General features: G+C 40.6%; 19 protein-coding genes. 8 read left to right on the top strand and 11 right to left on the bottom strand.

What is annotated here, in order from left to right:
* Positions 1 to 381: 381 nt before the first annotated feature.
* Positions 382 to 1,041, bottom strand: coding sequence for a helix-turn-helix domain-containing protein (locus B3E92_RS11160; RefSeq protein WP_070561585.1), 660 nt, complete (start codon positions 1,039 to 1,041; stop codon positions 382 to 384).
* A gap of 91 nt (positions 1,042 to 1,132) precedes the next feature.
* On the opposite strand from B3E92_RS11160, the gene B3E92_RS11155 reads away from it, so the two are divergent.
* From B3E92_RS11155 to B3E92_RS11130, 6 genes are all read left to right on the top strand, one after another.
* On the top strand, positions 1,133 to 1,522 hold the full coding sequence (locus B3E92_RS11155; protein WP_046674974.1) for a YbjN domain-containing protein: 390 nt from the start codon (positions 1,133 to 1,135) through the stop codon (positions 1,520 to 1,522).
* A 4-nt stretch (positions 1,523 to 1,526) separates the two neighbouring features.
* Entirely contained in the window at positions 1,527 to 2,234 is a 708-nt protein-coding gene (locus tag B3E92_RS11150) for a PspA/IM30 family protein (protein ID WP_070561586.1), read from the top strand.
* Positions 2,218 to 2,415 (top strand): DUF4177 domain-containing protein, encoded by a 198-nt coding sequence (locus tag B3E92_RS11145; protein ID WP_083295781.1) that lies wholly within the window; start codon positions 2,218 to 2,220, stop codon positions 2,413 to 2,415. The genes B3E92_RS11150 and B3E92_RS11145 overlap by 17 nt, the downstream gene beginning before the upstream one ends.
* An 11-nt stretch (positions 2,416 to 2,426) precedes the next feature.
* On the top strand, positions 2,427 to 3,152 hold the full coding sequence (locus B3E92_RS11140) for an OB-fold-containig protein (protein ID WP_046674834.1): 726 nt from the start codon (positions 2,427 to 2,429) through the stop codon (positions 3,150 to 3,152).
* A 119-nt stretch (positions 3,153 to 3,271) separates the two neighbouring features.
* On the top strand, positions 3,272 to 5,389 hold the full coding sequence (locus tag B3E92_RS11135; RefSeq protein WP_070561587.1) for a flotillin family protein: 2,118 nt from the start codon (positions 3,272 to 3,274) through the stop codon (positions 5,387 to 5,389).
* 97 nt (positions 5,390 to 5,486) lie between these two features.
* Positions 5,487 to 10,331: a DNA repair ATPase gene (locus B3E92_RS11130; protein ID WP_070561589.1), complete on the top strand. Its 4,845-nt coding sequence runs from the start codon at positions 5,487 to 5,489 to the stop codon at positions 10,329 to 10,331.
* 104 nt (positions 10,332 to 10,435) lie between these two features.
* On the opposite strand, the gene B3E92_RS11125 is transcribed toward B3E92_RS11130, so the two are convergent.
* The 9 genes from B3E92_RS11125 to B3E92_RS11085 all read right to left on the bottom strand — a co-directional run bounded on the left by B3E92_RS11125 (position 10,436) and on the right by B3E92_RS11085 (position 21,663).
* Positions 10,436 to 12,139, bottom strand: a complete 1,704-nt coding sequence (locus B3E92_RS11125) for a bifunctional alpha/beta hydrolase/class I SAM-dependent methyltransferase (protein WP_070561591.1) — start codon at positions 12,137 to 12,139, stop codon at positions 10,436 to 10,438.
* A gap of 64 nt (positions 12,140 to 12,203) precedes the next feature.
* Positions 12,204 to 13,640, bottom strand: a complete 1,437-nt coding sequence (locus B3E92_RS11120) for a phosphatase PAP2 family protein (RefSeq protein ID WP_286896712.1) — start codon at positions 13,638 to 13,640, stop codon at positions 12,204 to 12,206.
* A complete protein-coding gene (locus tag B3E92_RS11115) occupies positions 13,622 to 14,377 on the bottom strand; it encodes an SDR family NAD(P)-dependent oxidoreductase (protein WP_070561595.1) in 756 nt (251 codons plus the stop codon). Before B3E92_RS11115 ends, B3E92_RS11120 begins: the two co-directional genes overlap by 19 nt.
* The gene (locus tag B3E92_RS11110) at positions 14,374 to 15,402 is read right to left on the bottom strand and encodes a patatin-like phospholipase family protein (RefSeq protein WP_286896710.1); all 1,029 of its coding nucleotides are present in this window, start codon (positions 15,400 to 15,402) and stop codon (positions 14,374 to 14,376) included. Before B3E92_RS11110 ends, B3E92_RS11115 begins: the two co-directional genes overlap by 4 nt.
* A 50-nt stretch (positions 15,403 to 15,452) precedes the next feature.
* Positions 15,453 to 16,283: a phosphatidate cytidylyltransferase gene (locus tag B3E92_RS11105; protein WP_070561599.1), complete on the bottom strand. Its 831-nt coding sequence runs from the start codon at positions 16,281 to 16,283 to the stop codon at positions 15,453 to 15,455.
* Positions 16,276 to 16,860 carry a CDP-alcohol phosphatidyltransferase family protein gene (locus tag B3E92_RS11100; RefSeq protein ID WP_201303457.1) on the bottom strand — a complete coding sequence of 195 codons (585 nt, stop codon included), beginning with the start codon at positions 16,858 to 16,860 and terminating at the stop codon, positions 16,276 to 16,278. The genes B3E92_RS11105 and B3E92_RS11100 overlap by 8 nt, the downstream gene beginning before the upstream one ends.
* Positions 16,861 to 17,039: 179 nt before the next feature.
* Complete coding sequence (locus B3E92_RS11095; RefSeq protein ID WP_070561603.1) at positions 17,040 to 18,524, bottom strand: TPM domain-containing protein; 1,485 nt, start codon at positions 18,522 to 18,524, stop codon at positions 17,040 to 17,042.
* Positions 18,525 to 18,812: 288 nt separating this feature from the next.
* Complete coding sequence (locus B3E92_RS11090; protein ID WP_070561604.1) at positions 18,813 to 20,135, bottom strand: gluconate:H+ symporter; 1,323 nt, start codon at positions 20,133 to 20,135, stop codon at positions 18,813 to 18,815.
* 16 nt (positions 20,136 to 20,151) lie between these two features.
* Positions 20,152 to 21,663: a gluconokinase gene (locus B3E92_RS11085; RefSeq protein WP_286896705.1), complete on the bottom strand. Its 1,512-nt coding sequence runs from the start codon at positions 21,661 to 21,663 to the stop codon at positions 20,152 to 20,154.
* A 180-nt stretch (positions 21,664 to 21,843) separates the two neighbouring features.
* Between B3E92_RS11085 and B3E92_RS11080 the strand changes: the two genes are divergently transcribed.
* A complete protein-coding gene (locus tag B3E92_RS11080) occupies positions 21,844 to 22,023 on the top strand; it encodes a hypothetical protein (protein WP_070561606.1) in 180 nt (59 codons plus the stop codon).
* A 40-nt stretch (positions 22,024 to 22,063) separates the two neighbouring features.
* Here the strand turns inward: B3E92_RS11080 and B3E92_RS11075 are convergent, their stop codons facing one another.
* Positions 22,064 to 23,695 (bottom strand): ABC-F family ATP-binding cassette domain-containing protein, encoded by a 1,632-nt coding sequence (locus tag B3E92_RS11075; protein WP_046674822.1) that lies wholly within the window; start codon positions 23,693 to 23,695, stop codon positions 22,064 to 22,066.
* 84 nt (positions 23,696 to 23,779) lie between these two features.
* On the opposite strand from B3E92_RS11075, the gene trmD reads away from it, so the two are divergent.
* Entirely contained in the window at positions 23,780 to 24,457 is a 678-nt protein-coding gene (gene trmD / locus B3E92_RS11070) for a tRNA (guanosine(37)-N1)-methyltransferase TrmD (RefSeq protein ID WP_070561607.1), read from the top strand.
* The last annotated feature ends 54 nt before the right edge of the window (positions 24,458 to 24,511 follow it).

The raw sequence follows: 24,511 nt of genomic DNA, 5'->3' as shown, positions 1-24,511 counted from the left end.
GCTCTAAAGCTAAATAAATCACTCTAGTTTTATCGGATCGACAAGTTCACCATCATCTTAATCACAACCCTACCTTTTTGTAACGTTACTTTATTATCGAACTAATTTAATTACAATGCCCGACTCTACGAAATTTTTTGTGGACACTCACATTCTGCAGGCCTGAGTTAGGAGTCTTCTTTTCTTGTAGGCAAGTCAACATCAGATCAACTCCAAGGCCGTACATATTAGGGGTATTACAAGGGTAAACCCCTGCAAACCCCTTGTTAATACCTTGTAAATGGACTGCGATTACATAATTAACCACGGATATGATAACAACATGGAAATACGCCCGATACCGGCAAAACCGAATAAACAATAGGAAAAAGTTCCACGCAATTAGATTCGCTCAAACCTGCCATACAATTTCCAGAAATATGCTTTCTCCCCCATAGTGAGATCAATCTTCTTCCAGGCATTTAAGGCTAAACTAATCTCCTTTTCCTGCAAACTGTATTTTCCAATAAAGAACTCTTCTTCGGAAAAATACAAACCAAATGCTTTATCCAACGTATGTAGGCTCTGAACATCTACCTCTTCAAAAAATAAAATGGATTGAGGGCCAGCCAAAAAATCACTCGGCACCGGAATAGCGTCAGCGTATTCGATTGCGATGAGGCGGTTCCTACTTTGCAAAGGAAATTCAATTATTGGAAGCTCTTCTAATTTCGAAAAATAACTACCCGCCTCAAAAATACCATCTCGTTCCAGCAGCGGGATTTGTAACAATCTTTTACGTCCAATAAGAGAAACATTTGGATCAAAATAATCATTGAAATTAAGAATTTCATTGACAGATAGATTTTTTTCAATAAGATGCTGCACAGGAATGCCAAAATAATTTGCAATTTTTAGAACAATCTCAATTTTTGGCTCTGCACGCATTTCTTCGTAAGACGAAATATTACCTCTAGTAAGATTAAAAATATCCCCAAATGCCTGTTGACTCATTCCTTTCACTTTTCTTAATTTCTTAATATTGTTGCCTACGTTGCTCATTTTAAAAAAAATTGAATATTTATTGCAAAATATTTTTGCATTTTTATTACCTTTATGCAAAGAATATGTGCAATATATAAAAAACTTGATTATGTACTTCTCAAAAATTGAAAATTATATCGCCAATATCGGTTACACCATCACCCATAAGGATACAAAAGAAGGAATCTTTGTCATCGAAAATGAAGACGACGGAATCCGTAACCTGATTGTAGGCATTGCCCAACCCATCCTGATTTTTGAGCAATATCTTTTTACAATCAGCAATGACACCATGGATATGTTCAAATCACTATTGATAAAAAATAGAGATATTATACACGGTGGGTTTGCATTAACAGAAGATGGTACCAAAGTTATATTTCGGTATACCTTACAAATACATAATCTCGATCAGAATGAGTTTGATGCAGCCATTAATTCGCTGAGTCTTTTGATGAGTGAATATTATAATCAGTTAATAAGTTTTTCAAAATTATAGAATAATGAATATTTTTAAGAGAATTTTCAGAATTGGTCAAGCCGAGATCCACGCAGTCGTGGACAAAATGGAAGACCCTATCAAAATGACGGAACAGGGTATCCGTGAGATGAAAGAGGACCTGGAACAATCGTTAGAAGCCTATGCTAAAGTTAAAGCGTTAGCCATACGTACCCAAAACAATTGTGAAAGGAAAAAAGAAGAAGCCAATGAATTCGAAAACAAAGCTATTCTATTACTCCAAAAAGCACAAAAGGGAGAATTAACGACAGAAAAGGCAGAAGGTCTTGCAAAGGAAGCGCTGTTGTTGAAAAAACAGTTATTAATCGAAGCTGGTGAATTGGAGAAACAAGCCGTGATTCATCAAAGTTCATCGGATGAGCTACACAAAAATGTAGACATTCTCAAATTCAATATATCGAAATGGGAAGGTGAACTCTCTACTTTAAAGGCACGTGTAAAGGTATCCAACGCAGCTAAAATGGTCAATCGTCAGCTCGCTAATATCGATTCCAATAGTACGATTTCCATGTTAGAACGTATGAAAGAGAAGGTCGAGGAAGACGAGGCACTAGCAAAGGCCTATGGCGAGATTGCACTAGGTAACAAAAGTAAAGTTGATGAGATCAACGAGACCATCGGCGGGTCTGAAGCCGTCAACAACGAATTAGAAGAACTAAAAAGAAAATTAAATAATGATGAAAAGATTTGAATATAAAACGCTAAAAATTGAACCTAAAGGTTTTTGGGGAACAAAGTTGGATCCCGAAAAAATTGATGAAATCTTAAATGATCTTGGAAATCAAGGCTGGGAATTGGTAACCATGCAGGACCTTGAAGTCAATGGGAATTCCTGGTCTTTTCATTATACTTTCAAGAGAGAGAAAATTTAAACAATAACACTATGACAGAACTAATCAATATCTTATTCAATCCATTGTCCAATGGAATTATGACAGTCTTAACTGGCATGTCTGTAGTGTATTGGTTATTTATGTTTCTGATGGGTGATGGAGTACATCTATTTGATGCCGATGCAGATATAGACCTCCATCCTACACCTGATGTCACGGACGTTGATGGCTCACATGATATCGCAACTGAGGGCGGCGATCATGCACACCATCATCATACGGATACGGACGCTAATACAGAACCTGGTTTCTTTGCAAAAGCAATGGATTACATCAATGTTGGCAAAGTACCCATCATGCTTATTGTAACACTGTTCAAATTTATAGGCTGGATAATTACCATTGTTTCTTCGCTCTTTATCGACGTTGCTTCATGGGGGATAAAGTCCGTATTAATCCTGATCCCTGTTTTTATTGTTACATTTATTTTAATGCATTTTCTGACCAAACCTTTAGCTAAAATGTTCAAAAGTATAGGTTACAATGGCGAAGAAAGTCACGATTTTCTTGGTCGCATGGGTAAAATGAGAGCCAGTATTGAAGGCAAGAAAATAGGTTCTGCCGAATTTATCATCCAACAGGATCCTATTCGCCTCAATGTTGTCAGCCATAATGGGGAGAAAATAGGCTATGGAGACGATGTCATTATTGTTGACGAATCCAAGGACAAGAAATATTATTATGTGACCAAAGAAATCACGATAGACAATATTTAATGGAAAAGGAATAAACGCAAAGCCCCGACACTAAACAACTGTCCTAAAAGAGCGAATCTTTATCCTTTTAAATTCTAATCGTAAACCCAAATATTAAAATCTAAATAAATACAAATCATATGCTATATCAACCTCTTTTATTTTTAAGTGGCTTAAACGGAATTATACTTTTAATTGTCGGTTTGGCTGTCTTTTTAATTTTTGCATTCTTTGTTGTATTGAGTGCATTCTACAAGAAAATTCCACAAGGGAAGGCGATTGTACGAACCGGTGTTGGTGGTACAAAAGTAGCATTCAACAAGGGAATGTATGTTGTACCTGTATTTCACAAGATGGAGATCATGGACATCTCAATCAAAAAAATTGAGATTGCCCGTATGCAGGGTGAAGGTTTGATCTGTAAGGACAATATTCGTGCAGATATCAAAGTTGCTTTCTTTGTTCGTGTCAATAAAAATGTAGATGATGTGATCAATGTAGCCCAAAATTTAGGTTGCGACCGCGCCAGTGAACCAGAAACATTAAAAAGTATTTTTGAATCTAAATTCTCCGAAGCACTCAAAACAGTAGGTAAGAAATTTGATTTCATTGAATTATACGAAGCCCGTCGCGAATTCCGTGATGAGATACTCGACGTCATCGGAACTGATCTTAATGGTTATATTTTGGACGACTGTGCGATTGATTACCTTGAACAGACCGACATCGAACATCTCAATCCAAATAATATCCTAGACAGTGAGGGTATCAAAAAGATCACCGAATTAACAGCCAAACAAAATATAAATGCCAACTTCATTCGTCGTGATGAGGAGAAACTAATCAAAAAACAAAACGTGGAAGCAAGGGAAGCGATTCTAGAACTAGACCGTCAGCTTGCCGAAAAGGAAGAGAAACAAAAACGGGAAATTGACAACATCAGAGCACGCGAAGAAGCAGAAATAGCAAAGGTACGCGAAGAAGAACGTCTCAAGTACGAAAGCGTCCGGATTTCTACCGAAGAGCAACTCGCTGTTCAAGAAGAAAATAAACTGCGGCAGATTATCATTGCTGAAAAGAATAAACAACGTACCGATGCTGTGGAGGCCGAACGTGTAGAAAAAGATCGCGCCTTAGAACAAACAGAACGCGAGCGCATTGTTACCTTAGCACAGATCGACAAAGAACGCTCGATCGAAACCGAAAAGAAAAGTATCCAAGGCGTTATCAAAGAACGTGTACAATTGGAAAAAGGTGTTGTTGAAGAGCAACAAGGCGTCAAAGACATCGAAGTATTCCGTGAAGTAGAACGTAAAAAACAAGCGGGTGTTATTGCGGCATCACAAGAAGCAGAAGAAAAATTAATTTCAACTGTTAAAGCTGCCGAAGCTGCAAAAATTGCGGCAGAACAGGAAGCAGAGAAAAAAGTAATCGACGCGGAGGCTGCTCGTAAAATCGCCGAAAAGCGTGCACAAGAGCTATTGATCGATGCGGAAGCGAAAAAAGAAGCATCACTCAAAGAAGCCGAAAGTCGTAAGATTATTGCCGAGGCACAAGCCAAAGAAGAAGCTGCACTTGGCTTATCCGAGGCCGAAGTTATGGTTGCCAAAGCTGAAGCTGAAGAAAAACAAGGTACTGCAGAAGCTAGTGTCATTGAGAAGAAAGCAGAAGCGATGCGTAAAGAGGGCTTAGCACAGGCGGAAGTTGTGCGTGAGAAAGCGCTTGCTGAAGCCAAAGGTATCGAAGAGAAAGCTGAAGCGATGAAGAAATTAGACGGCGTGGGCAGAGATCACGAAGAATTCAAATTGCAATTGCAAAAAGAACGTGATATTGAACTCGCACACATCAATATCCAAAAAGACATTGCTCAAGCACAAGCCGGCGTATTATCGGAAGCACTTAAAACAGCAAAAATCGATATTGTTGGTGGTGAAACCATGTTCTTTGAGAATATCGTCCGTCAAGTATCCAACTCCAAAGGTTTTGATCACTTGATTGACAACTCCAAACATGCCACAGCTATTAAAAATTCTTTGATAGGTCCAGATGGACAAGGAGACCTCGCAGATAAGGTGCGTGGATTAGCCGATAAATATGGAATTTCCACAAACGATATTAAGAACCTCACCGTTTCAGCAGCATTGATCAAACTTCAACAAGCGGCGACTGATGCTGAAAATGGCGAAGATACAAGCTTCATTAATTCTTTGTTCGGATTGGCGAAAAACTTGGGCATATCAAACAAAAAACTGTCCTAGTCCCTCCCCAATTCATTATTGCTTGCAATGATAATTACCATTGCAGGCAATAAACAAAAGATTTTATCACATATACCAAGTCGAGAAAGCTCATTTTATGCCAGAAGAAAACGTAATAAATCAGAACGACTCCCTTGATCAAGGTGCATACGAGATTATTCGGAAGCGGCTTCTTACACAAAAAGAAGAGCTTACTATCAAACTCCAACAACTAAATAATGCCCGCAAGGAAATATTTAATGCGACAAGTTTTATACTCAGGGCCAATCAACGGATCACCACAGAAAATAACTGTGTTGCTCGTGGTATTTTAGCCCTGGACAAGCTATGTATATTTGGTTATAATGTCCATTTTGGGTTACGCACCGAAATTAAACTCGAAGATGTTTTCAGTGTATATACATTCGAAAACAATCAGTTTATCCCACAATCACTCGATCTGATCAATGATCCTAATTTCATTGGCGATTACCAAAATTTATACAAATACTATCGCGACTCGATCTTTTCCAAGTTTCGACGTACGGAAAACTATCTTTATATGATCTTTCAGACCAGCAAAAATCCTGCTGACCTGAAGGCATTCAAGTGGTTGATTAAAGACGGAAAGCTCCAATATCAGGACGACCGCAGCATCCATGAAGTCAAATTACCCAACCAATTTGAATTTGAATGGACAAAAACAACCTTGGAAGACCGTCGCCTCGGAAAACACCCACACATATCCATTAAGGACAAGATCTTTATAGAAGCGATCAATGGCGATATTACTTTCAAAATTGAAAATAACACCGATACAGGGAAAGGAATCTTCTCCGAAAAAGTTTCAAACGCCGACCAACAATTGGATGATGCGGATTACTACTATGCAGACCTTGGCAATTTGATTGCCGTTCGCATCAAACCGTATCAAGAAGATTTCCGTGCATTTGTCTTTAATCAACGGACAAAAGAAGTGGTGAATCTTAAATCCCTTAATGAATCAGCCATTTTACTACCCGATAATCAAGGAATCATTTTTTCTAACGGATACTACCTGCAGAATGGCACCCATAAAATCTTTGACGTCCAGTTTGACCGGGTTAGTTTCCTTAGACGCATCGCATCACCAAACGGTGAAGACTTCCTCTATATCTTTTGTCAGGAGGAAACGAATACCTACATCTTACTGTCTTATAACATCATTCAGCAGCATGTCGAAACGCCGATCATCTGCAATGGATTCACACTTTTTAAAGACGGTAGTTTAATTTACTTCCATACAGAGGCCGAAGCAACAAGGCATCATCAGGTTCAGATCTGGGAAACCCCTTACATGGCCGTGCTCAAAGAAAATGAGTTAAAAAAAGACGACCCGCTTTATAAGGTTGGTAATAAACAGATCGTACAGGCCATGGCCGAAGCACAAGAAGTCATACAGCTCATCAACAAAGAAGATAGTTATGAAGGCCTTTACGAGGATATACTCAAAAAATCGACTGTCCTTCTTGACTCTTATTTTTGGATAAAGGATGAAGCCTTGTCCAACCTTGGTCAGCCATTAGCTCAGATCAAGGAGGTCGCTAATACGGCAATTGACGAATTTGTTAAGGTCCAAGCCCAACGTAAATACGCTACAGAGCTCAATAGCACTGCCGAGAAGAAAATGGAAGAGCTTACCTTTTCCATCAATAGTACTGTAGTCGAAAAGCTTGACCAACTTGTTCATCAACTGGCAGATTCACGACGTTTACAGGGCGAAATCATTGACCTCAAAAATGTCAGATATATTGATATAGTCCGTATCGATGCTTTACTCGAGAAGCTGCAGTCAATCACCACCGAACTTGCGGAAAAGACAATTGCTTTCTTGCTCCGCGACGAGGCTTTACAACCCTATGAGCAGAAAGTGGAGCAGCAGAAAAACAATGTTGCTGCAATTGTCAAAGTCTATGACGCCAAAGCGATTGAGGAAGCCAATTCGGCTATATCGAGTGAATTGGAGCTGTTGATCGATATTCTAAACAGTTTAAAAATTGACGACTCCACCCAAACCACCAAAATCATCGAGAAGATAGCCGTTATTTTCTCGTCCTTGAATGAGGTTCGGGCGCAGCTTACGCGTAAACTCAATTCATTAAAAAGTACGGAAGCCATTGCAGAATTTTCCGCCCAACTTACGCTACTGGAACAGTCTGTCACCAATTATCTTGAACTCTCTACGACAACTGAAAAAGTAGACGAGTATTATACCAAGGTCATTGTTCAACTGGAAGAACTCGAAAGTAAGTTTTCAGAATTTGAGGACTTCGCCCTGAAAATAGCAGATAAACGCGATGAGATCATCAAAGCATTTAATTCCCGCAGAGAGCAAATCGTTGAACAGATCAACAAACGTAGCTCTTCACTCGAGCAAATTGGACTTCGCGTATTAAAGAATATCGAAAACAAATCAAAGACATTTGCAACGCGTGAGGAAATCCTAAGTTTCTTTGCTTCAGATTTGATGATTGACAAAATCAGACAGCTTGTGCAAGAGCTGAAAACGCTCAGTGATGTTTCAAAAGCCGAAAATCTTGAAAACCTGCTCAAAAAATCTCAGGAGGATGCATTACGCATTTTACGTGACAAGAATGATCTTTTTGTAGATGGAGAGAACATTATTGCGCTTGGCAAGCATAAATTTGCCGTCAATAGTCAGTCACTCAGTTTAACACTCGTACGCAAAAATGACGAACTATTCTTCCATCTTACCGGAACGAGCTTCTATCAAAAAGTCAAAGGATCCGAGATCGAAAACTTTAGCGATATTTGGGATCAGGAACTGATTTCCGAAAACAAGGACGTATACCGGGCTGAATATCTCGCCTATAAAACATTCCTTGCTTCCAAAGGACAGTTAGATTTTGATGCCAACCTGTTTATCAATCAGACTGTCGAGCAAAGTTATTCGGAAGGTTATGTCAAAGGAGTGCATAACTTTGATGCCTTGGTAATCTATGATACCATCAAGCAGCTAGATAGCAAACTTGATCTTTTACGTTACGATGCTCATTTGCGTGCTATGGCACAATTGTTTTGGCATTCACTTGCGCAAGACGAGCAGGAAAAACAGACAGCGTTGATTCAATCTACACATTCGGTATTAAAAGCATTTCCAAATTCCACACGCTACCAATCTGTCGTGGATGAACTCACAAAATTATTCATCAATTGGGACACCCATTTGGATCGTTCGACATTTCATGCGGAGGACGTCGCGAGCTATCTCTTCCAGACTTTCACAAGCTACAGCAAGTTTGTCGTCAGTGAGCAATCGGATGAACTTAAAAAGGCTTTCATCAGGCTATTGGAAAACAAGAAGAGTTTTAAACTCTTTGAAGCAGATATTCAGCATACACAATTTAGTCTCGTAGACCGCTTCTATTTGACCTTAAATTGGCTAAATTCTTTTATCGACGAGAACGACGATTACCAGGCTTTCCAAAAGTACGTGGAGGAAACTGCAGTCACGCTTCTTTATCCGAAGGATGAATACCAATTGATCATCGCCAAAGACAATGCACTCATCCAGGGATTAAAGGGAAATCACGTGATCTTGAACAATGGAGAAGAGCAAATTCAATACCATCAATTTCTGCGTAGATTGAAGACTTTTGCAGAATGGAATGTTCCTCGTTTTCAAGAATTCGCTTCTTTGAAGGAGCAGCTTGGAAAAACATACGCCAAGGAGCTGAAAATCGGAGAATTTGAACCAAAAGTCCTAACATCTTTTGTCCGAAATAAGTTGATCAACGAAGTTTACTTCCCATTGATCGGAAATAATTTGGCCAAACAGCTGGGGGCAGCTGGCGACAATAAACGTACCGCCAGGATGGGTATGCTTCTCCTCATTTCTCCGCCAGGTTACGGAAAGACAACATTAATGGAATACCTCGCGAAAACCATGGGATTACATTTTGTAAAAATCAACGGACCTACAATAGGGCATTCCATTACTTCAATAGATCCTGTGGAAGCGAAAACCTCTGGTGAACGTGAGGAACTTAAGAAGATCAATCTTGCTTTCGAAATGGCCGATAATGTGATGCTTTACCTCGATGATATCCAACATTTGAATCCCGAATTCCTTCAGAAATTCATTTCATTGGCTGATGGGCAACGTAAGATCGACGGTATTTTTGAAGGTGAGAGTAAAACATACGATTTGCGTGGGAAAAGATTCTGCATCGTAATGGCAGGAAACCCTTACACCGAAAGTGGGTCCAAATTTCAGATTCCAGATATGTTGGCCAACCGTGCGGATGTATACAATCTTGGGGATGTGATCGGTGATACCGAAGCACTTTTCAATCTCAGCTTAATTGAAAATGCGGCAATTGAAAACAGCTACCTTGAAAAAATAGCAAGCAAATCTTTCAACGATTTCTATGCTTTAGTGAACTATGCACAATCGGTTGTAGATCAACTTCCCGATTTAGAAGGCAATTACCTGAAGCAAGATATCGATGATTTTATCACAGTATTAAAACATGTATTAAAGATCAGAAACGTTGTCATCAAGGTCAATCAAAATTATATTCAAAGTGCGGCCATGCAGGACAATTACCGAACAGAACCGCCGTTCAAACTGCAAGGGTCTTATCGGAATATGAGTAAGCTCGTCGCCCAAGTTGTGCCGATGATGAACGAACAGGAAATCGATCAAGTTCTCCTCGCACATTATGAAAGTGAGTCACAAACCCTTACTGCCGATACGGAAAGTAATCTTTTAAAATTGAAAGAACTTGCTGGATTAATCAATACAGTGGAACAAGAACGGTGGGAACACATCAAAGAAATATTCCGCAAGAACAATAAACATGGTGGACTTGCCAAAGATGATAAGGTCTTTGCACAAATGCAGGACTTTAACGAAAACCTGGAGGGCATCATACAAGCTATCCGTGCTTATAGGAATTAATATTCGTCCTGATTATTCCAGCTGACGTAATTGGAAGCGTCAGCTGGAATAATCATTACCCTAAACAAAGACATAACTTTTCACTGCTAAGAATAGCGGAATGGCTACCCATTTACCGTCCCTGAAGACACCGTAAATATGCCAAAGTCATCGATCAGCATACGTTCCTTAACAACTCCATTGTACGCCATCAGACGATCTAATTCTTTCTGCGAACGACGACGCATCACCCAGTCCTTTTTCTGATGACTGTTTAACACGTAAGCAATCATCTTTAACTGTGGATGCCATGGCTGTCCAGTATAAACCAAATGACTGCTTGATTCGCAAATCGAAATTGCGCCTTTTACAGCCCTACTTGCCATTTCATTGTCACCAAAAAGTTCAAAAATACCTGAGATAATAACAATATTAGGCTCGAATTCCAGTTTGGAATAGGTAGCTGGATCAAAACAATCGTAATTGGTAAATCGTATCCCCTGCAATCCATTTCTACGGATAATCCTCTCTCCCACCTCAATATTGGACAACAGGAATTCATTAATCACGATTTCGGCTTCGGGATATTTCGCTTTGATATCAAATAAGTAATTGCCGGTGCCACCTGCAATATCCAATATCTTCACGGTCTTTCCAGCAGCTTTGACCTTCGCGATATTCTCTTCCAATAACTGTAATAAGTGCTGTTTTCGAATGCGAATTCCTTTCCATCCAATCGCCTCCAGATAACCTCGGTCGAGGATACGACCGAACCGATTTTTACCCTGCGATTCATTGCGATAGACGTAGTCCAGCGATATCCCCGAATCAAATCCAAACTGCAGGCCTAAATTCATTCCTTTACTTAAGGAACCTATTTTGCCCAATGCCCATTTCTGGACAGCATAGTTCAATTTTTCACCTGCAGGAAGTAATTTATGGTATAATTGTTCATACTCTTTCACCGAAAAATCATCGGGTTCGAGCGTCAGTTCAGGACTTTGTCGGGCATAGGCTTTGTCGATAAAATTTCGCAGATAGTGATAAACTTTCTGCCGATTTGTTTCAAATAGAATCCCGTGGTAGAAATTACGTAAAGTGATAAAAGTCTTCAACTTTGAAGCTATTGTCACAAAGAATTTTTTCTGCACCGAATTTTTGACCACATAATCTTTTTCAGCAGAAAGGACAATTACTGGGATATCAATCGCCGCTGCGTCTTCAACGATACGCTCGCCGGCTTTTAATAGATCAACCAACAAAGCGCCATTGATAGATTTGGAAATCAACGGATCAGCATCGTAAGCCTTCTGCTGATCGATATCGTGAGTCAACACCTTGGATTTGACGTAACTCTGGATAATCAGATCTTTTTTTAGCTTTGTTCCCAAAGCAATCATCCGATTGGCTAGGGGCACATATAATTTAATTTCAAATGCAGGTGCCAACAATGCAATACCTGCGACTTTAGGCGCAAAATCGTGTACCCACGCACTGACAACAACCCCCGCAATACTATTGGCGATAACGAAGATGTCTTTCGAATCAACCAAATATTCACGGCCTATATAATGAAAGAAACTATCCAAATCACGCACATAATCCATAAAGATCGGTGAAACTGGTTCTTTCGTATAACCATGTCCGCGCAAATCAAATGCAAAGATGGAGTGATCGGCAAACTGTGGATCCGTAGCCATCTCCTGCAGACGTTCCGAATGCTCATGCCCCCGGTGCAGTACGACCAATGCCCGCTGTCCGGCCTGATAATTCCAAACGCGATATAATAACTCTCCTTGATCAAAACTCTTGAAGTAACCTGATTTCATGTATAATTTTTACGTACTAATATCAAATAGTATATTTCATAACAAAGATCATGCAAAGGACCGTCTAGCTATTTCTCTCGACCAGCACCTCCATCAACTCAAGTGCATGTCTATGCAATACAAAATGCTTATTATGAGATTTAACCCGATCTATAGCATCCGTTAAATCTAAAGATAATATTTTTTGTGACAATAGAACAGCAAAAATCATACTCCTGCTGTAACCCATTGTACAATGTATAATCATATTTTCACCTCGCTTCAATTGTTGATAACTGATTACGAGCGCTGCCAATATCCTTTCGGCATCCGACAATTTAATTGCTGCTATATCCAACAATGGAAACGAATGATAGTTTTTCTCTAAATGTAGAATAGGTATTTCTTCCAATTCAGCAGCCAGATCAAAAACAACCAGATGCTTATTCAGACCAAGCACACGGAGATCTCCTGCAGTCATCCTCGGCCCCACATAACAACCTGGTAAAATTTCAAATAAAGGCGGATTATTGCTGCGTCTGACAAAACGCCACAGTAACCAATATATGCATTGATATGGACAATAAAACCATTTTTTAAATCTAGGTATCCAACCTTTTTCATTTTTTAAAAACCTTGGATTATTGATAACATAATTCCTTCCTACCGCAATGCAGACCAGGGATGGCCAACACAGAAGATATAATCCAAAAGCATGAGCTCCGCCCCACAATGCCAGTAACAATAAACTCCAGCCAATGGCATAGTAAACGTTACCAATTCTTTGGTTTCTACGACAAATCTCCGTTTCGAGGTCTAATTTCGTCTTTTCGTATAAATTTGCCTTTTCGGTACCAGCCAAAAAGGGAAAATTCCCAGCCTTTAACATAGATAATGCACTGTCATGAAGCAGTCCCGATGGAGATGGGAATAGAACGAATCCCATATGAACCAAAATCAATGCGGTCAGCACATCCACCAGATGGTGCTGATAAACGGTGAGTGTAGCAATGCCCATGAGTAGTAGCCAAATTCCCACTACCCAGCGTTTCCAGCCTTTTAGCTGCTTACCGAGCACCGACCAAAACAGACATGCATAGGCCACATGCAACGAAGGTGCTTGATTAAATGGGGAATCGTACTTCCCTAAAAAGGCGAAGAAAAATTCAAAAACTGAATGCTCAACGCTAGGCCTATCAAAAGAAAATCGCAAGGGAAAAATAAAAAAACAACAAATAGAGAAGATGGTAATGAAACTGAAACGCTTCGTATAGACCCAAAGCTCTTCTCGACTTCGACAACAGAAAGGAACCACAGCGAAGAACAAACCACTGCTCATGTAGGGGATAATCATCCAAGAAACGAACGGCATAAAGTGTTCAAAAGGAAACACAAACGAAGATACAGTAGTCTGATTTGCAGCATGGACCGCAGCAGCAGAATAAGTCACCTGGAAAAATAGCGCACAATAAAGGAAAACAGCAAATTGCAGTCCCCTATTTTTCAGTCGTTTTTCATCCATTTGGCCTTCCTCGACATAATTTTATTCAATACGATATTTGGAAGTAGTCCCAGCGATGCCATTAACCACTTCATACGCTTCGGAAACACTACTTGCTTCTTCTTCTGGTCGATAGCTGCCATTATACGCTGTGCAGCGTCGTCTACGGGTATTAAAAATGGTTTTTTAGACAAATCTTGCTTATTGAGCGCTCTCAGTTTATCCGTATCAACATAGCCCGGGGCGATAACAGTAACCGCAATTCCATACGGCTGGAGTGCCCTCCGATATGCATCAGCCACTTGGATTGCAGCACGCTTGGTCTTACTATATAGGCTTGAATTGGGAAAATGAAGCGTTCCCGATACCGATGCGACGATTGCAATCTGTCCTTCCGACTGACCCTGCATAACCATTCTTGCCGCTTCGAAACAATTTATCGTACCCATCATATTCACCTGTAGCATGGCAACCGCCTCCTGATAACTTATCTGTTGAGCAACGTCATCTGCGTAACTCCCGGTACAATTGATAAAGAGGTCCAAAGATGAATGTGCACAAAATGTGCTGACCGCACCCTGCAGACTGTTTAATTGACATACGTCTACTTCAAAACTTTTAAGGCTATGCGTCCAGGAATATGCTGACACTTTCGTCAGATCACGACCACACACAGCGACCTCTGCTCCCTGTTCGAGGTAGCGCTTGGCCAAAGCAAGGCCTATTCCACTTGTGCCACCGGCAATAAATACTTTCATTTCAATGATTTTAATGTCACCTCATAGCCATAGTTCCATTGCGCTTCCATCGCTTCAGCAAATTCTTCCAGATCTCTCGGGAAAGAAAGCGTAACTTCAAATTTACGCCAATCAATTCCTTTTTTACAGTATTTCCCAGCTAATTGTTTCGCGGCATCCTGTGTATCTATCCAATGTGCATACGGAAAATGTTGTTCCAAATCTGCTAACCGTTTATTTCCGCTAAAGCCCAATACTGCCCGTACCAACGCTTCTTCTTGTGGTTTGTAAGGTTGTTTTCGCTCACATATAATGTTTTCAGCAAGCACATTTGCTAGCTCCATTGGAACGAGATCAATTGCTCCACCAGCGTAATGGGTATTATTGTAACATACAGGTTTAATATAAAACATATCGGACATCGAAATACGGGCCGCCTGTAGCACAGAAAATTCAGCGCTCAAACGAACTTCTTCAGCCACTGCACTGTGCACATAATTCTCATCCGCAATGCCTATTGCCTCAATAGGCACATTGGCCAATACATCCTTAGTTCCCATCAGCATTTTTTGATAGAGTTTCCGATCTCCACGCCGCTGCCCTACTTCAGACGGGCTGAACAGCATTTTAGCGCCGACCACCAGTGCCGGTATTGCTACCGAGAATGGTCTATCTAAAGTAGGCAATAGTAAGGAAAGATCCTGTTCCATATCAGCGAGATAGCGATTAAAGACATCCTCGATAAAGGGCGCCCGTTTTTCGTTCAGCTGTTTTTTCAAAACATACACGCCCAGCTTCCCCAAACGACGCTGTTCAGTGAGCCGATGATGCAAGAAAAACCGATAAAGTTCTTCAGATTGTAGATAGCACTTGCGGGCTTCATGTGTAGCAAAGGCCTGTATAACAGCGACTGCCATTGAACCTCCGCAGCTCGCTATAAGCAGATCTGGTTTTAAGCCCAGCTCATCTAACGCAGCGTACATGCCCAGATATAGACTGAACCGCGTTCCACCCCCTGAAAATAAAACAGCACGTTGATAAGCCATCACATTGAAATTTTAATTAACCTTCTCTCTACTACATTCATCCAATCCTATTAGATTCCCAACAACAGGATAATCAAAGCATAAAACAGTGGTGCATTGAAGATCAGACTATCGATACGGTCCAATAAGCCACCATGCCCGGGAATCAATGATCCAGTATCTTTCACTCCTGCCTTTCTTTTCAGATAGGAAAAAAGAACATCTCCCCAGAATCCCAAAATACCGAAGAACAAACCGAACAACGAAAAGTATAGAAAATTCTGAAAAGGCAGTAGGAAATACCCCAATAAATTACTCAGTATAATTGTTAAGCCGATACCGCCCACACATCCAGCAATTGTCTTATTTGGGCTAATACGCGGAACGATTTTACGTTTGCCGAAAAACTTGCCCATCAGGTATTGAAAGACGTCATTCAGCTCCGTTAGCACAACAATGTAACCAATTAATTTTAATCCCACCATTACGTTGTTATCCATTTTTATGGATCGGATAAAAGCTAAATGGCTAAAGGCAAGCAAACAAGCTACTGCTCCAAAAAACAGTCCAAATACGGCTCCCTTCTTAACCTTTAAACCATAGTTGAAAAATAAAGCAGTCCCCAAACACATGAAGCTGGCCAACACTAAATATTCTTGATAGGAACAAAAGTAAAGGAGCAACGCTTGCAACATTGCCATGGAAAGAAATACGAATGGATTCGCCTTCCATTCAGGGATAAACATACGCGCAAACTCGCACATCCCTTGAAAGGTTATCCAGGCAACAAACAAAGGTGATAATGTTGGTGGGACGAAGGCAACCGCCAGCACCAAGACAATGTATCCCCAACTTCTAACGCGAACAGGAACATCTGCGAATTTGCCATTGGCATCAGCCATGCGCCAAAGCCTTTCTCAATCGAGTTACCGAACTCAAAAGTAAGAGTAAGCACAAAACGCCAAAAATATAGCCCGAAATAGCAACGATAGAAATATGCAATAATGCTAAAATTCCATATACGCCCAACAGCAAAGCACGATCACTTTTGCCCATCGGCCCATCGTAACGACGATCATTGGCAATTACCTTCCCTATCAATCCACAAAATTCATTCACAACACTCAAGACAATAAAAGCGACGATTGGATACACGCTTTCCGGATGAAACTTCAACAAAGGAAAAAATAGCACGACATCCGAAACAATATCTCCGACTTCGTTCAAAACCTCTCCGGTCTTGCTGGTCTGATTAAAAAGCCTCGCCATCATACCATCTAAGGCATTCAAGGCCATGCGTAATAACAATCCGATTGGCAGGACCAAAAAGAAAATCGGGAAACGATCAGCATACCAAAAAAACAAAGCAATGATCAACGAGAATACGATCGATCCAATTGTAATTTGATTGGCCGTTATCTTCCTGTGATGCAAAAAATTCAAGATCGGCATCAGCAACTGCTGAAATTTTGGTTTCAATTTATAAACAGAAATCATATAGCGTTAGCTGTAACTTATTTTTTATTTTTTTTAAAAAAAGTTTGCATAGTGTAATAAATACACTATATTTGTGTCATCATAATTTAGGTTTATAATTGGTTATTTAAGGTTTTCATTCTCCCCGTTTGGAAACCTTTTTTTTTGCCCTAAATTATGGATTACCATCTTCCGCCTGCGCCACCGCCACCAGAAGATCCGCCACCAAAACTACCACCACCGCCACTACTACTCGATCCTCCGCCAGAGCTACTCGATGTTGAGCGCACTTTAACTGGAGTTGAATGTTCACCATGGGATACCCGATGGCCACAGTTCTTGCATAAGTCAAAGCGTTCTTCCAATCCCTGCGAACTATACGTTGCTGCACGTATCGTCTTGGTACGCCCGGTCTCAAAAGTTCTGTAATGACATGCAGGACAATCAATGAACCCAACATTTTCATCCCAGGGAACCAGCTTTGTTTCATTGGTCGTCTGATCTATCCATATTTCGTACGAACGGCTACCGATTTTTTCCTCCAAAAGCTGCCCCTTATCCAGGTATGCACTTTCTCGGGTAGACACATCATCCTTATTCATGCGCAACCAACGTCCAGATTGATCTGGAGGGGCCAATCGAAGTTGATTCTTCCGAATGCGTTTATTTAATCCAATGAGATCAAATAGCGCCAATGGACTAAGCAATAGCGGAATTAAGCCCCAAACACGAAATTTGCGCAAAGCTTTTTGTATATTTTCTTCGTCCTGATAAGAATTGACAATCTGCGTACGACTTGCATTATACTTCATCGCCAAGGTAATACTACCAAAAACACCAATAAAATAAGGTAAATTTTTCCACTGATAGACCTCCTCAAAATTATTGAGGGCAAATGCACAGATAAACACCGAGATAAACATTACTATCCCCATACAGCCGCATCCGCTGACTAAAGGCGGGAAATATTTACTTTTTTTGGTCAACTTCCCTTTGATCGCTCGGGTCACCTCACCCAACCAGATATAACAGATTGCAAACAAACCTAAAACCAACAGTGAATTTCGCAGGATTGGACTTTTAAAGCTCCAGACAGGTGTTGCCTCTGGCATTAAGCGTTCCAGCTCGGCTTTACTATCCGGTGAGGTGAGAATGGTCTTTATAAATTCTGAAGCCTCCATAACACCCCGGTCGTAATCCTCATTCCTAAAATTAGGTACGAGATATTTTTCGCCAATGCGCTTTAAATAAGCGTCGGGCAAAATACTTTCCATACCATACCCAGTGATAAAACGGTATTCATGGCGGTCTTTAGCAATAAACAACAAAAGCCCATTGTTACTTTCCTTCTTACCGATCCCCCAGGCATTGAATAATTTTAAAGCAAATTCGAAATCACTGTCGCCAACGTAATCGTTCACAACAACGATGGCAAATTCACTTTTTGTAGTAGCCTCAATCTGCGTTGATAAACCATCTAATTCCGCCACTGTACCCGAAGATAGAATCCCATCGGGATTGGACACAAAATAATCCTGCCCCTTTATTTTTGGACTGGGCAAATTGTCTACTGTATAAGCAATTGATTGTCCAAAAGACGGTAACCCAGATAAGCAGCTTACCAACAGGATTGAGCAAAGTATATAAAATCGGTGTAATCTCCACATAATTTTAGAACAACAAAAATTTGGTTCATTGTCACGATATTAAGAAAAAAAAATCAAACAAAGGTTTCCGTCAAAAAAAAGCCCATAATCAACCGATTATGGGCCTGTATAATTCAATATTCGTTTGAGCTATTACTATACATCCTTACGATTACTTCATATCATCATTTTGTTGAGCTACCGTGACAGTACACGATCGTGTTTATGTTGTTTATAAAGAAGCAATGCTTAGAAAGGTGAGATTATTAACTAAAGATGTATGACAATAGGAAACTTTCCCATTCGCTGTCAATGACCAAGCCAATGTAAAATCAAGACGCCAATCAATCCAACAACAGAAACGAGCGTTTCCATCACCGTCCATGAGCGAAACGTATCCTTCATGCTCACTCCAAAATAAGATTTAAACATCCAAAACCCAGGATCGTTGACGTGTGAGAACATAAGACTACCCGCTCCCGTCGCTAGCACCATTAATTCAGGAGTAACCTTTCCTGCCTGCACAATGGGAAGCATAATGCCCGCTGCCGTGAGCCCAGCAACACTAGCCGAACCGATAACTAGGCGAATGATACCGGCTATTAACCATGCAAGTACAAGAGGCGACAAGCTCAGGTCTGCGGTTATGTCAGCGATGTAGTTCGCTACACCACTGTCTACCAAAATTTGCTTAAAGGCGCCTGATGCCGCAATGATAAAAAGGATCATCATTATCCCGCGGATTGCTTCCTCCACACTTTCTGATTGCTCCCGCAAACTTTTACCTTGGCGGATACCCATTGTGTACATCGCCATTAGCGATGCAATCATTAAAGCCACAACCGGGTCACCCAAGAAACGTAGTGCCTTCAGCCAAGAGGAGCCTTCTGGAAATATTAGATGTGAAAATGAACCAAAAGCAATTAAAATTATTGGAAAAAGCCCCGTAAATATGCTAATTGCAAATCCGGGAAGCTCTTTCCTATCCGCTTGATTGTGTTCAGGAAAAAACTCGGTCGGTGGGTTGGTCGGAATATGCTTAAGCATCCTTCCAAAGAGCGGTCCACCGATAATGATGGCAGGAATTGCCACAATAATCCCATAGACCATTGTTAAACCGATATCCGCTTTGTAGGTAAGCGCTATGGCCGTAGCTCCCGGATGTGGTGGCAAATAACCATGTGTCACGGACAGCGCTGCCAGCAACGGAATGGCTATGTAAAGCAAAGGCATTTTATTGGAAACACATACCATGAAAACGAATGGTACTAAGACGATAAAACCGACATTGTAAAATAAGGGAATTCCTACTAAAAAGCCCGTGAGAACCATTGCCCAAGGTAAGTTCTTTTTACCAAATACAGCCGTTAGTACCGTTGTAATCTTTTCTGCAGCACCACCCTCCGCCATCAATTTTCCCAGTAAAGACCCGAAAGCCAACAATAGTGCCAACTGGCCCATAGTGGTACTCACTCCGTTTTCAACAGATTTAAGGATGTCGACGGCACTCATATTCATAGCAAAACCGACCGCAACAGAGGTTATCAGTAATGAAAAGATCGTGTTTAACCTGACGACGGTAACTAAAAGAAGTAGTAAAGCTACTCCCAAAATAACGATGATTAGAGGCATAATAATTTATATTTAGTTAAAACTCACCTTCCAATATATGGTACAGGCGTTCAAATTTCCGGAAGTTTTTCATATATACAGCGTGATTCTCCGCACTCGGTTTATAATAATGCTCGGTCTCTTGCGCTCCTTCCGCTTGTTTGTTTTTTATAGTAGGCTCACATCCCTGAATACCCAAGGCTTCCAAGCCTATCAATGCTGCTCCCCATGCAGAGCTTTCTACTGTATTTTTGGTGAATACAGGTTTATTGAAAATGTCTGCAAGCATCTGCACGAACAACGATGACCGCGCCAAGCCGCCGCTTGCAAAGATCGTATGAATGGGACCGGTGTTCTCCTCTAACGCGATTCCTACACTGTAAATTGCAAACAACATCCCTTCCATCATGGCACGTGCAAAGTGCGCCCTGCCATGATGCAACTGTATTCCAAAATAAACACCTTTAGCATTGGAATTCCAATGTGGTGCCCGTTCACCAGTTAAATAGGGCAAGAATATCAAGCCCTCTGCCCCCGGAACGACGGAGCCGATCAAAGCATCTAACGACGCCGAAAGATCTCCATCTGCTTCCATTTGGGTATATTCGTTCAAAAAGTTGTCTCGAAACCAGTTGCGTAATACACCGCCATTATTAACCGCACCACCAATTATATATTCATTTGATCTCAGTAGGTAGGTAAATAGTCTTTGTTTTTTTTCTTGATTTGCCTGCGAGCTTGCTACGCGAATAGCTCCACTGGTACCTACAGTTACCGAAGCCACTCCAGGACGTATAGCTCCTACTCCGAGATTAGCCAAACAACCATCGCTACCACCTATAACAAAAGGGGTATCTTCAGGGATATGCATCATGGCCGCAATTTCTCGGCTAGGCATATTTAAAATATAATTGACCGGAACTGGAGATGCTAGCTGTTCTTCCGATATGCCCGCCAAGCTTAACGCCTGATCAGACCATCTTAGGTGATGTATGTCGAAAAGCCCTGTTGCAGATGCAATGGAATGATCGACCACATACACGCCAAAGAGCCGGTAAAAAAGAAATTCTTTGATACCGATAAACTTGTACGATTGAGCAAATAATTTTTGATCATTGGCCCCTATCCACATTAATTTGCAAAGCAAAGACATGGGATGTATTGGTGTGCCCGTCTGCTGATAAAGCAACCTGCCCGCCTCACTTGCCTCCAAGGCAACCGCAATATGCTCACTTCTGCGATCTGCCCATATAATGCAATTGCTAAGTGGCTGTCCTGCCGAGTCAACAGCGATCAGTCCGTGCATAGCACTGCTCACCGAAATACATACAGGTTTCGGTATCTCCCCACTAGATTGCCTTAAGCTAATCATGACATGCATAATAGAATCAATACATGCGCCATAAACAATCTCCGGATCTTGCTCATACCACCCTTCCAACGGGTTTATTATAGGATAAGGTATACTATGCTGGGATAAGATGTTACCCGCGTGGTCAAATGCAACAGCTTTCGCAGATGATGTCCCAATGTCTAATCCAATGATCATAAATAAAATTGATGTTTAGGAAAGTTCAATATACGGAATATCTGTTAGCTTACAACAAAAGGCTCAATACCAGCAAAGTAATTGGAGCGAGAAAATCGCCGCATACCGATCTGCTGATAATTGTCTTTCGTAGTATCAACATAAATGGTAAATTTCAACTTAGAAAAATGGTATTAAACGATGAGTATAGACAAAAAGAATAACTACGATTTTGGAATAGTTGGACTCGGCGTAATGGTATTGATCGGGAAGGTGTCTTTCACACACTTTGGGATTAAGGAAAAAAAGCTTGAAGGCTCGATTAATATTCTTTTAAAACACAAAAAAGCGGCTTTTATATCAAAAAGCCGCTTTTTATAACTGAGCCCCTATCGGGTTTTACACGACGTTTATCTAGATGCTAACGTTCAATATCTTTCAAGCTACTCATCTTCTTGTATTCCAAGAAACCTTTAATATCTTCAAAATGCTCCCGTACACGTTTATTTCCGAATTCAAAGACTTTCTCTGCCAAACCATCCAAAAAGTCACGGTCGTGCGAAACAAGGATCAATGTACCATCGAAATCTTTTAAAGCATCTTTGATAATGTCCTTTGTCTTCATATCCAAATGGTTTGTGGGCTCATCAAGAATCAATACATTGACCGGTTCCAACAACAATTTTATCATCGCCAAACGCGTTCTCTCCCCTCCAGATAATACTTTCACCTTTTTAGTTGTATCATCGCCGCTAAACATGAAAGCCCCCAAAAGATCTTTCATTTTAACACGTACATCGCCTACTGCGATTTGATCAATGGTATCAAAAACAGTCATTTCACCATCAAGTAAGGCTGCCTGATTCTGTGCGAAATAGCCAATTTTTGCATTGTGGCCAACTTTTAACGTACCTTCGAAATCGATCTCACCCATAATTGCTTTGATCATGGTAGATTTACCCTCACCGTTCTTTCCGACAAAAGCAACCTTTTCACCACGTTCGATAACCATATTTGCTTTTTGAAACACAACATGTTCATCATAAGCTTTGGTTAGATCCTCAACAATAACAGGATATTGACCCGAACGCGGAGATGGTGGGAACTTAAGACGCAATGCGGAAGTATCCACTTCGTCAATCTCGATGATTTCCAATTTCTCCAACATCTTTACACGTGATTGTACCTGCAATGTTTTAGAATAGGTTCCTCTGAAACGATCAATAAACTCCTGATTGTCCGCAATAAAGCGTTGTTGCTCTTCATATGCTTTTAGCTGATGCTGGCGACGCTCCTGACGTAATTCCAGGTAATGACTATACTTGGCACGATAATCATAAATCCGTCCCATCGTCACCTCAATGGTCCTATTGGTGATATTGTCGACAAATGCCCTATCGTGCGAAATAACGATAACTGCTTTAGCCGAATTGACCAAGAAATCTTCCAGCCATTGAATACTCTCGATATCCATGTGGTTGGTTGGCTCATCCAATAAAATCAAATCCGGCTTCTTCAATAATATTTTAGCTAATTCGATACGCATCCGCCAACCACCCGAAAACTCAGAAGTCTGTCTTGTAAAATCAGAACGCTCAAAACCGAGTCCCTTCAAGACCTTTTCAACTTCTGCATCATAATTAACTTCCTCAATTGAATAGAACTTTTCGCTTAATTCGGATACACGTTCGATCAATTGCATATAATCATCAGACTCATAGTCTGTACGGATATTTAATTGCTCATTCAGGTTTTCCAACTCATCACGCATACCATAGACTTCTTCGAAAGCCTTTGACGTTTCCTCAAAAACAGTCACGTTATCCTCTGTTAGCAAATGTTGCGGTAAATAGGCTATAATGGCATCTTTCGGACCAGCAACATTACCTGTAGTAGGTTTACCCACTCCAGCGATAATTTTCAATAAAGTCGATTTACCGGCGCCATTTTTACCCATCAATGCGATCTTATCATTCTCATTGATGGAGAAGGATACATCTGAAAAAAGAGTTGTTCCCCCAAAGGAAACAGAAATATTATTTACGTCAATCACTGTATATACACTTAATTTTGGCACAAAGATAAGCGAATCAATCTTATAAATAGACAATGGTGCATTTTTGTGTATCTTTGCCCCATGCGTTTTGATATTATTACGGTCTTACCTGACCTCTTGGAAAGTCCATTTGCACACTCTATTTTGCAACGAGCAAAGAACAAAGGCTTGGCTGAAATATATGTCCATAATTTAAGAGACTATTCAACAAATAAACACAAAAGTGTCGATGATTATCCGTACGGGGGCGGATCGGGCATGGTCCTTCAAATAGAACCCTTTGCCAAGTGTATTGAGGAATTGCAGTCTGAACGGGAATACGATGAGATCATTTACATGACTCCCGATGGTGAAACATTCAATCAGGATATTGCGAACGGATTATCGACAAAAGGAAATATGATGATTCTCTGTGGGCATTACAAGGGAATAGATCAACGTATCCGTGATATTTATGTAACAAAGGAGATATCTGTAGGTGATTATGTATTGTCTGGAGGTGAACTTCCAGCGGCGATTGTTACAGATGCTGTGATCCGTCTGATCCCCGGAGTTTTGTCGGATGAAACATCCGCGCTTTCAGATTCTTTTCAGGATGGATTACTTGATGCACCTATCTATACACGCCCTGCAGACTGGAAAGGCCACAAAGTGCCTGATATTCTCCTTAGTGGTCATGAGGCAAAAATCGCTGCATGGAAAGATGAACAACAGTTAAAAAGAACACAAGAAAGACGTCCTGATTTATTAAATGATTAAGAAATAAGGTGAATTTTTGTTTTTTTGTCACAAAAAGTTTGCTTATTTATTTTT

This window comes from Sphingobacterium sp. UBA6317 (assembly GCF_002440385.1).
In the GTDB taxonomy this organism is placed as follows: domain Bacteria; phylum Bacteroidota; class Bacteroidia; order Sphingobacteriales; family Sphingobacteriaceae; genus Sphingobacterium; species Sphingobacterium multivorum.
The sequence above is the reverse complement of the archived record's forward strand: the minus strand, read 5'-3'. Positions and strand labels throughout refer to the sequence as shown.

Bases quoted from the DNA above. Each gene is read 5' to 3' on its own strand.
- B3E92_RS11160 (WP_070561585.1), bottom strand. From the start codon at position 1,041: ATGAGCAACGTAGGCAACAATATTAAGAAATTAAGAAAAGTGAAAGGA.
- B3E92_RS11155 (WP_046674974.1), top strand. From the start codon at position 1,133: ATGTACTTCTCAAAAATTGAAAATTATATCGCCAATATCGGTTACACC.
- B3E92_RS11150 (WP_070561586.1), top strand. From the start codon at position 1,527: ATGAATATTTTTAAGAGAATTTTCAGAATTGGTCAAGCCGAGATCCAC.
- B3E92_RS11145 (WP_083295781.1), top strand. From the start codon at position 2,218: ATGATGAAAAGATTTGAATATAAAACGCTAAAAATTGAACCTAAAGGT.
- B3E92_RS11140 (WP_046674834.1), top strand. From the start codon at position 2,427: ATGACAGAACTAATCAATATCTTATTCAATCCATTGTCCAATGGAATT.
- B3E92_RS11135 (WP_070561587.1), top strand. From the start codon at position 3,272: ATGCTATATCAACCTCTTTTATTTTTAAGTGGCTTAAACGGAATTATA.
- B3E92_RS11130 (WP_070561589.1), top strand. From the start codon at position 5,487: ATGCCAGAAGAAAACGTAATAAATCAGAACGACTCCCTTGATCAAGGT.
- B3E92_RS11125 (WP_070561591.1), bottom strand. From the start codon at position 12,139: ATGAAATCAGGTTACTTCAAGAGTTTTGATCAAGGAGAGTTATTATAT.
- B3E92_RS11120 (WP_286896712.1), bottom strand. From the start codon at position 13,640: ATGGATGAAAAACGACTGAAAAATAGGGGACTGCAATTTGCTGTTTTC.
- B3E92_RS11115 (WP_070561595.1), bottom strand. From the start codon at position 14,377: ATGAAAGTATTTATTGCCGGTGGCACAAGTGGAATAGGCCTTGCTTTG.
- B3E92_RS11110 (WP_286896710.1), bottom strand. From the start codon at position 15,402: ATGGCTTATCAACGTGCTGTTTTATTTTCAGGGGGTGGAACGCGGTTC.
- B3E92_RS11105 (WP_070561599.1), bottom strand. From the start codon at position 16,283: ATGGCTGATGCCAATGGCAAATTCGCAGATGTTCCTGTTCGCGTTAGA.
- B3E92_RS11095 (WP_070561603.1), bottom strand. From the start codon at position 18,524: ATGTGGAGATTACACCGATTTTATATACTTTGCTCAATCCTGTTGGTA.
- B3E92_RS11090 (WP_070561604.1), bottom strand. From the start codon at position 20,135: ATGCCTCTAATCATCGTTATTTTGGGAGTAGCTTTACTACTTCTTTTA.
- B3E92_RS11085 (WP_286896705.1), bottom strand. From the start codon at position 21,663: ATGATCATTGGATTAGACATTGGGACATCATCTGCGAAAGCTGTTGCA.
- B3E92_RS11080 (WP_070561606.1), top strand. From the start codon at position 21,844: ATGAGTATAGACAAAAAGAATAACTACGATTTTGGAATAGTTGGACTC.
- trmD (WP_070561607.1), top strand. From the start codon at position 23,780: ATGCGTTTTGATATTATTACGGTCTTACCTGACCTCTTGGAAAGTCCA.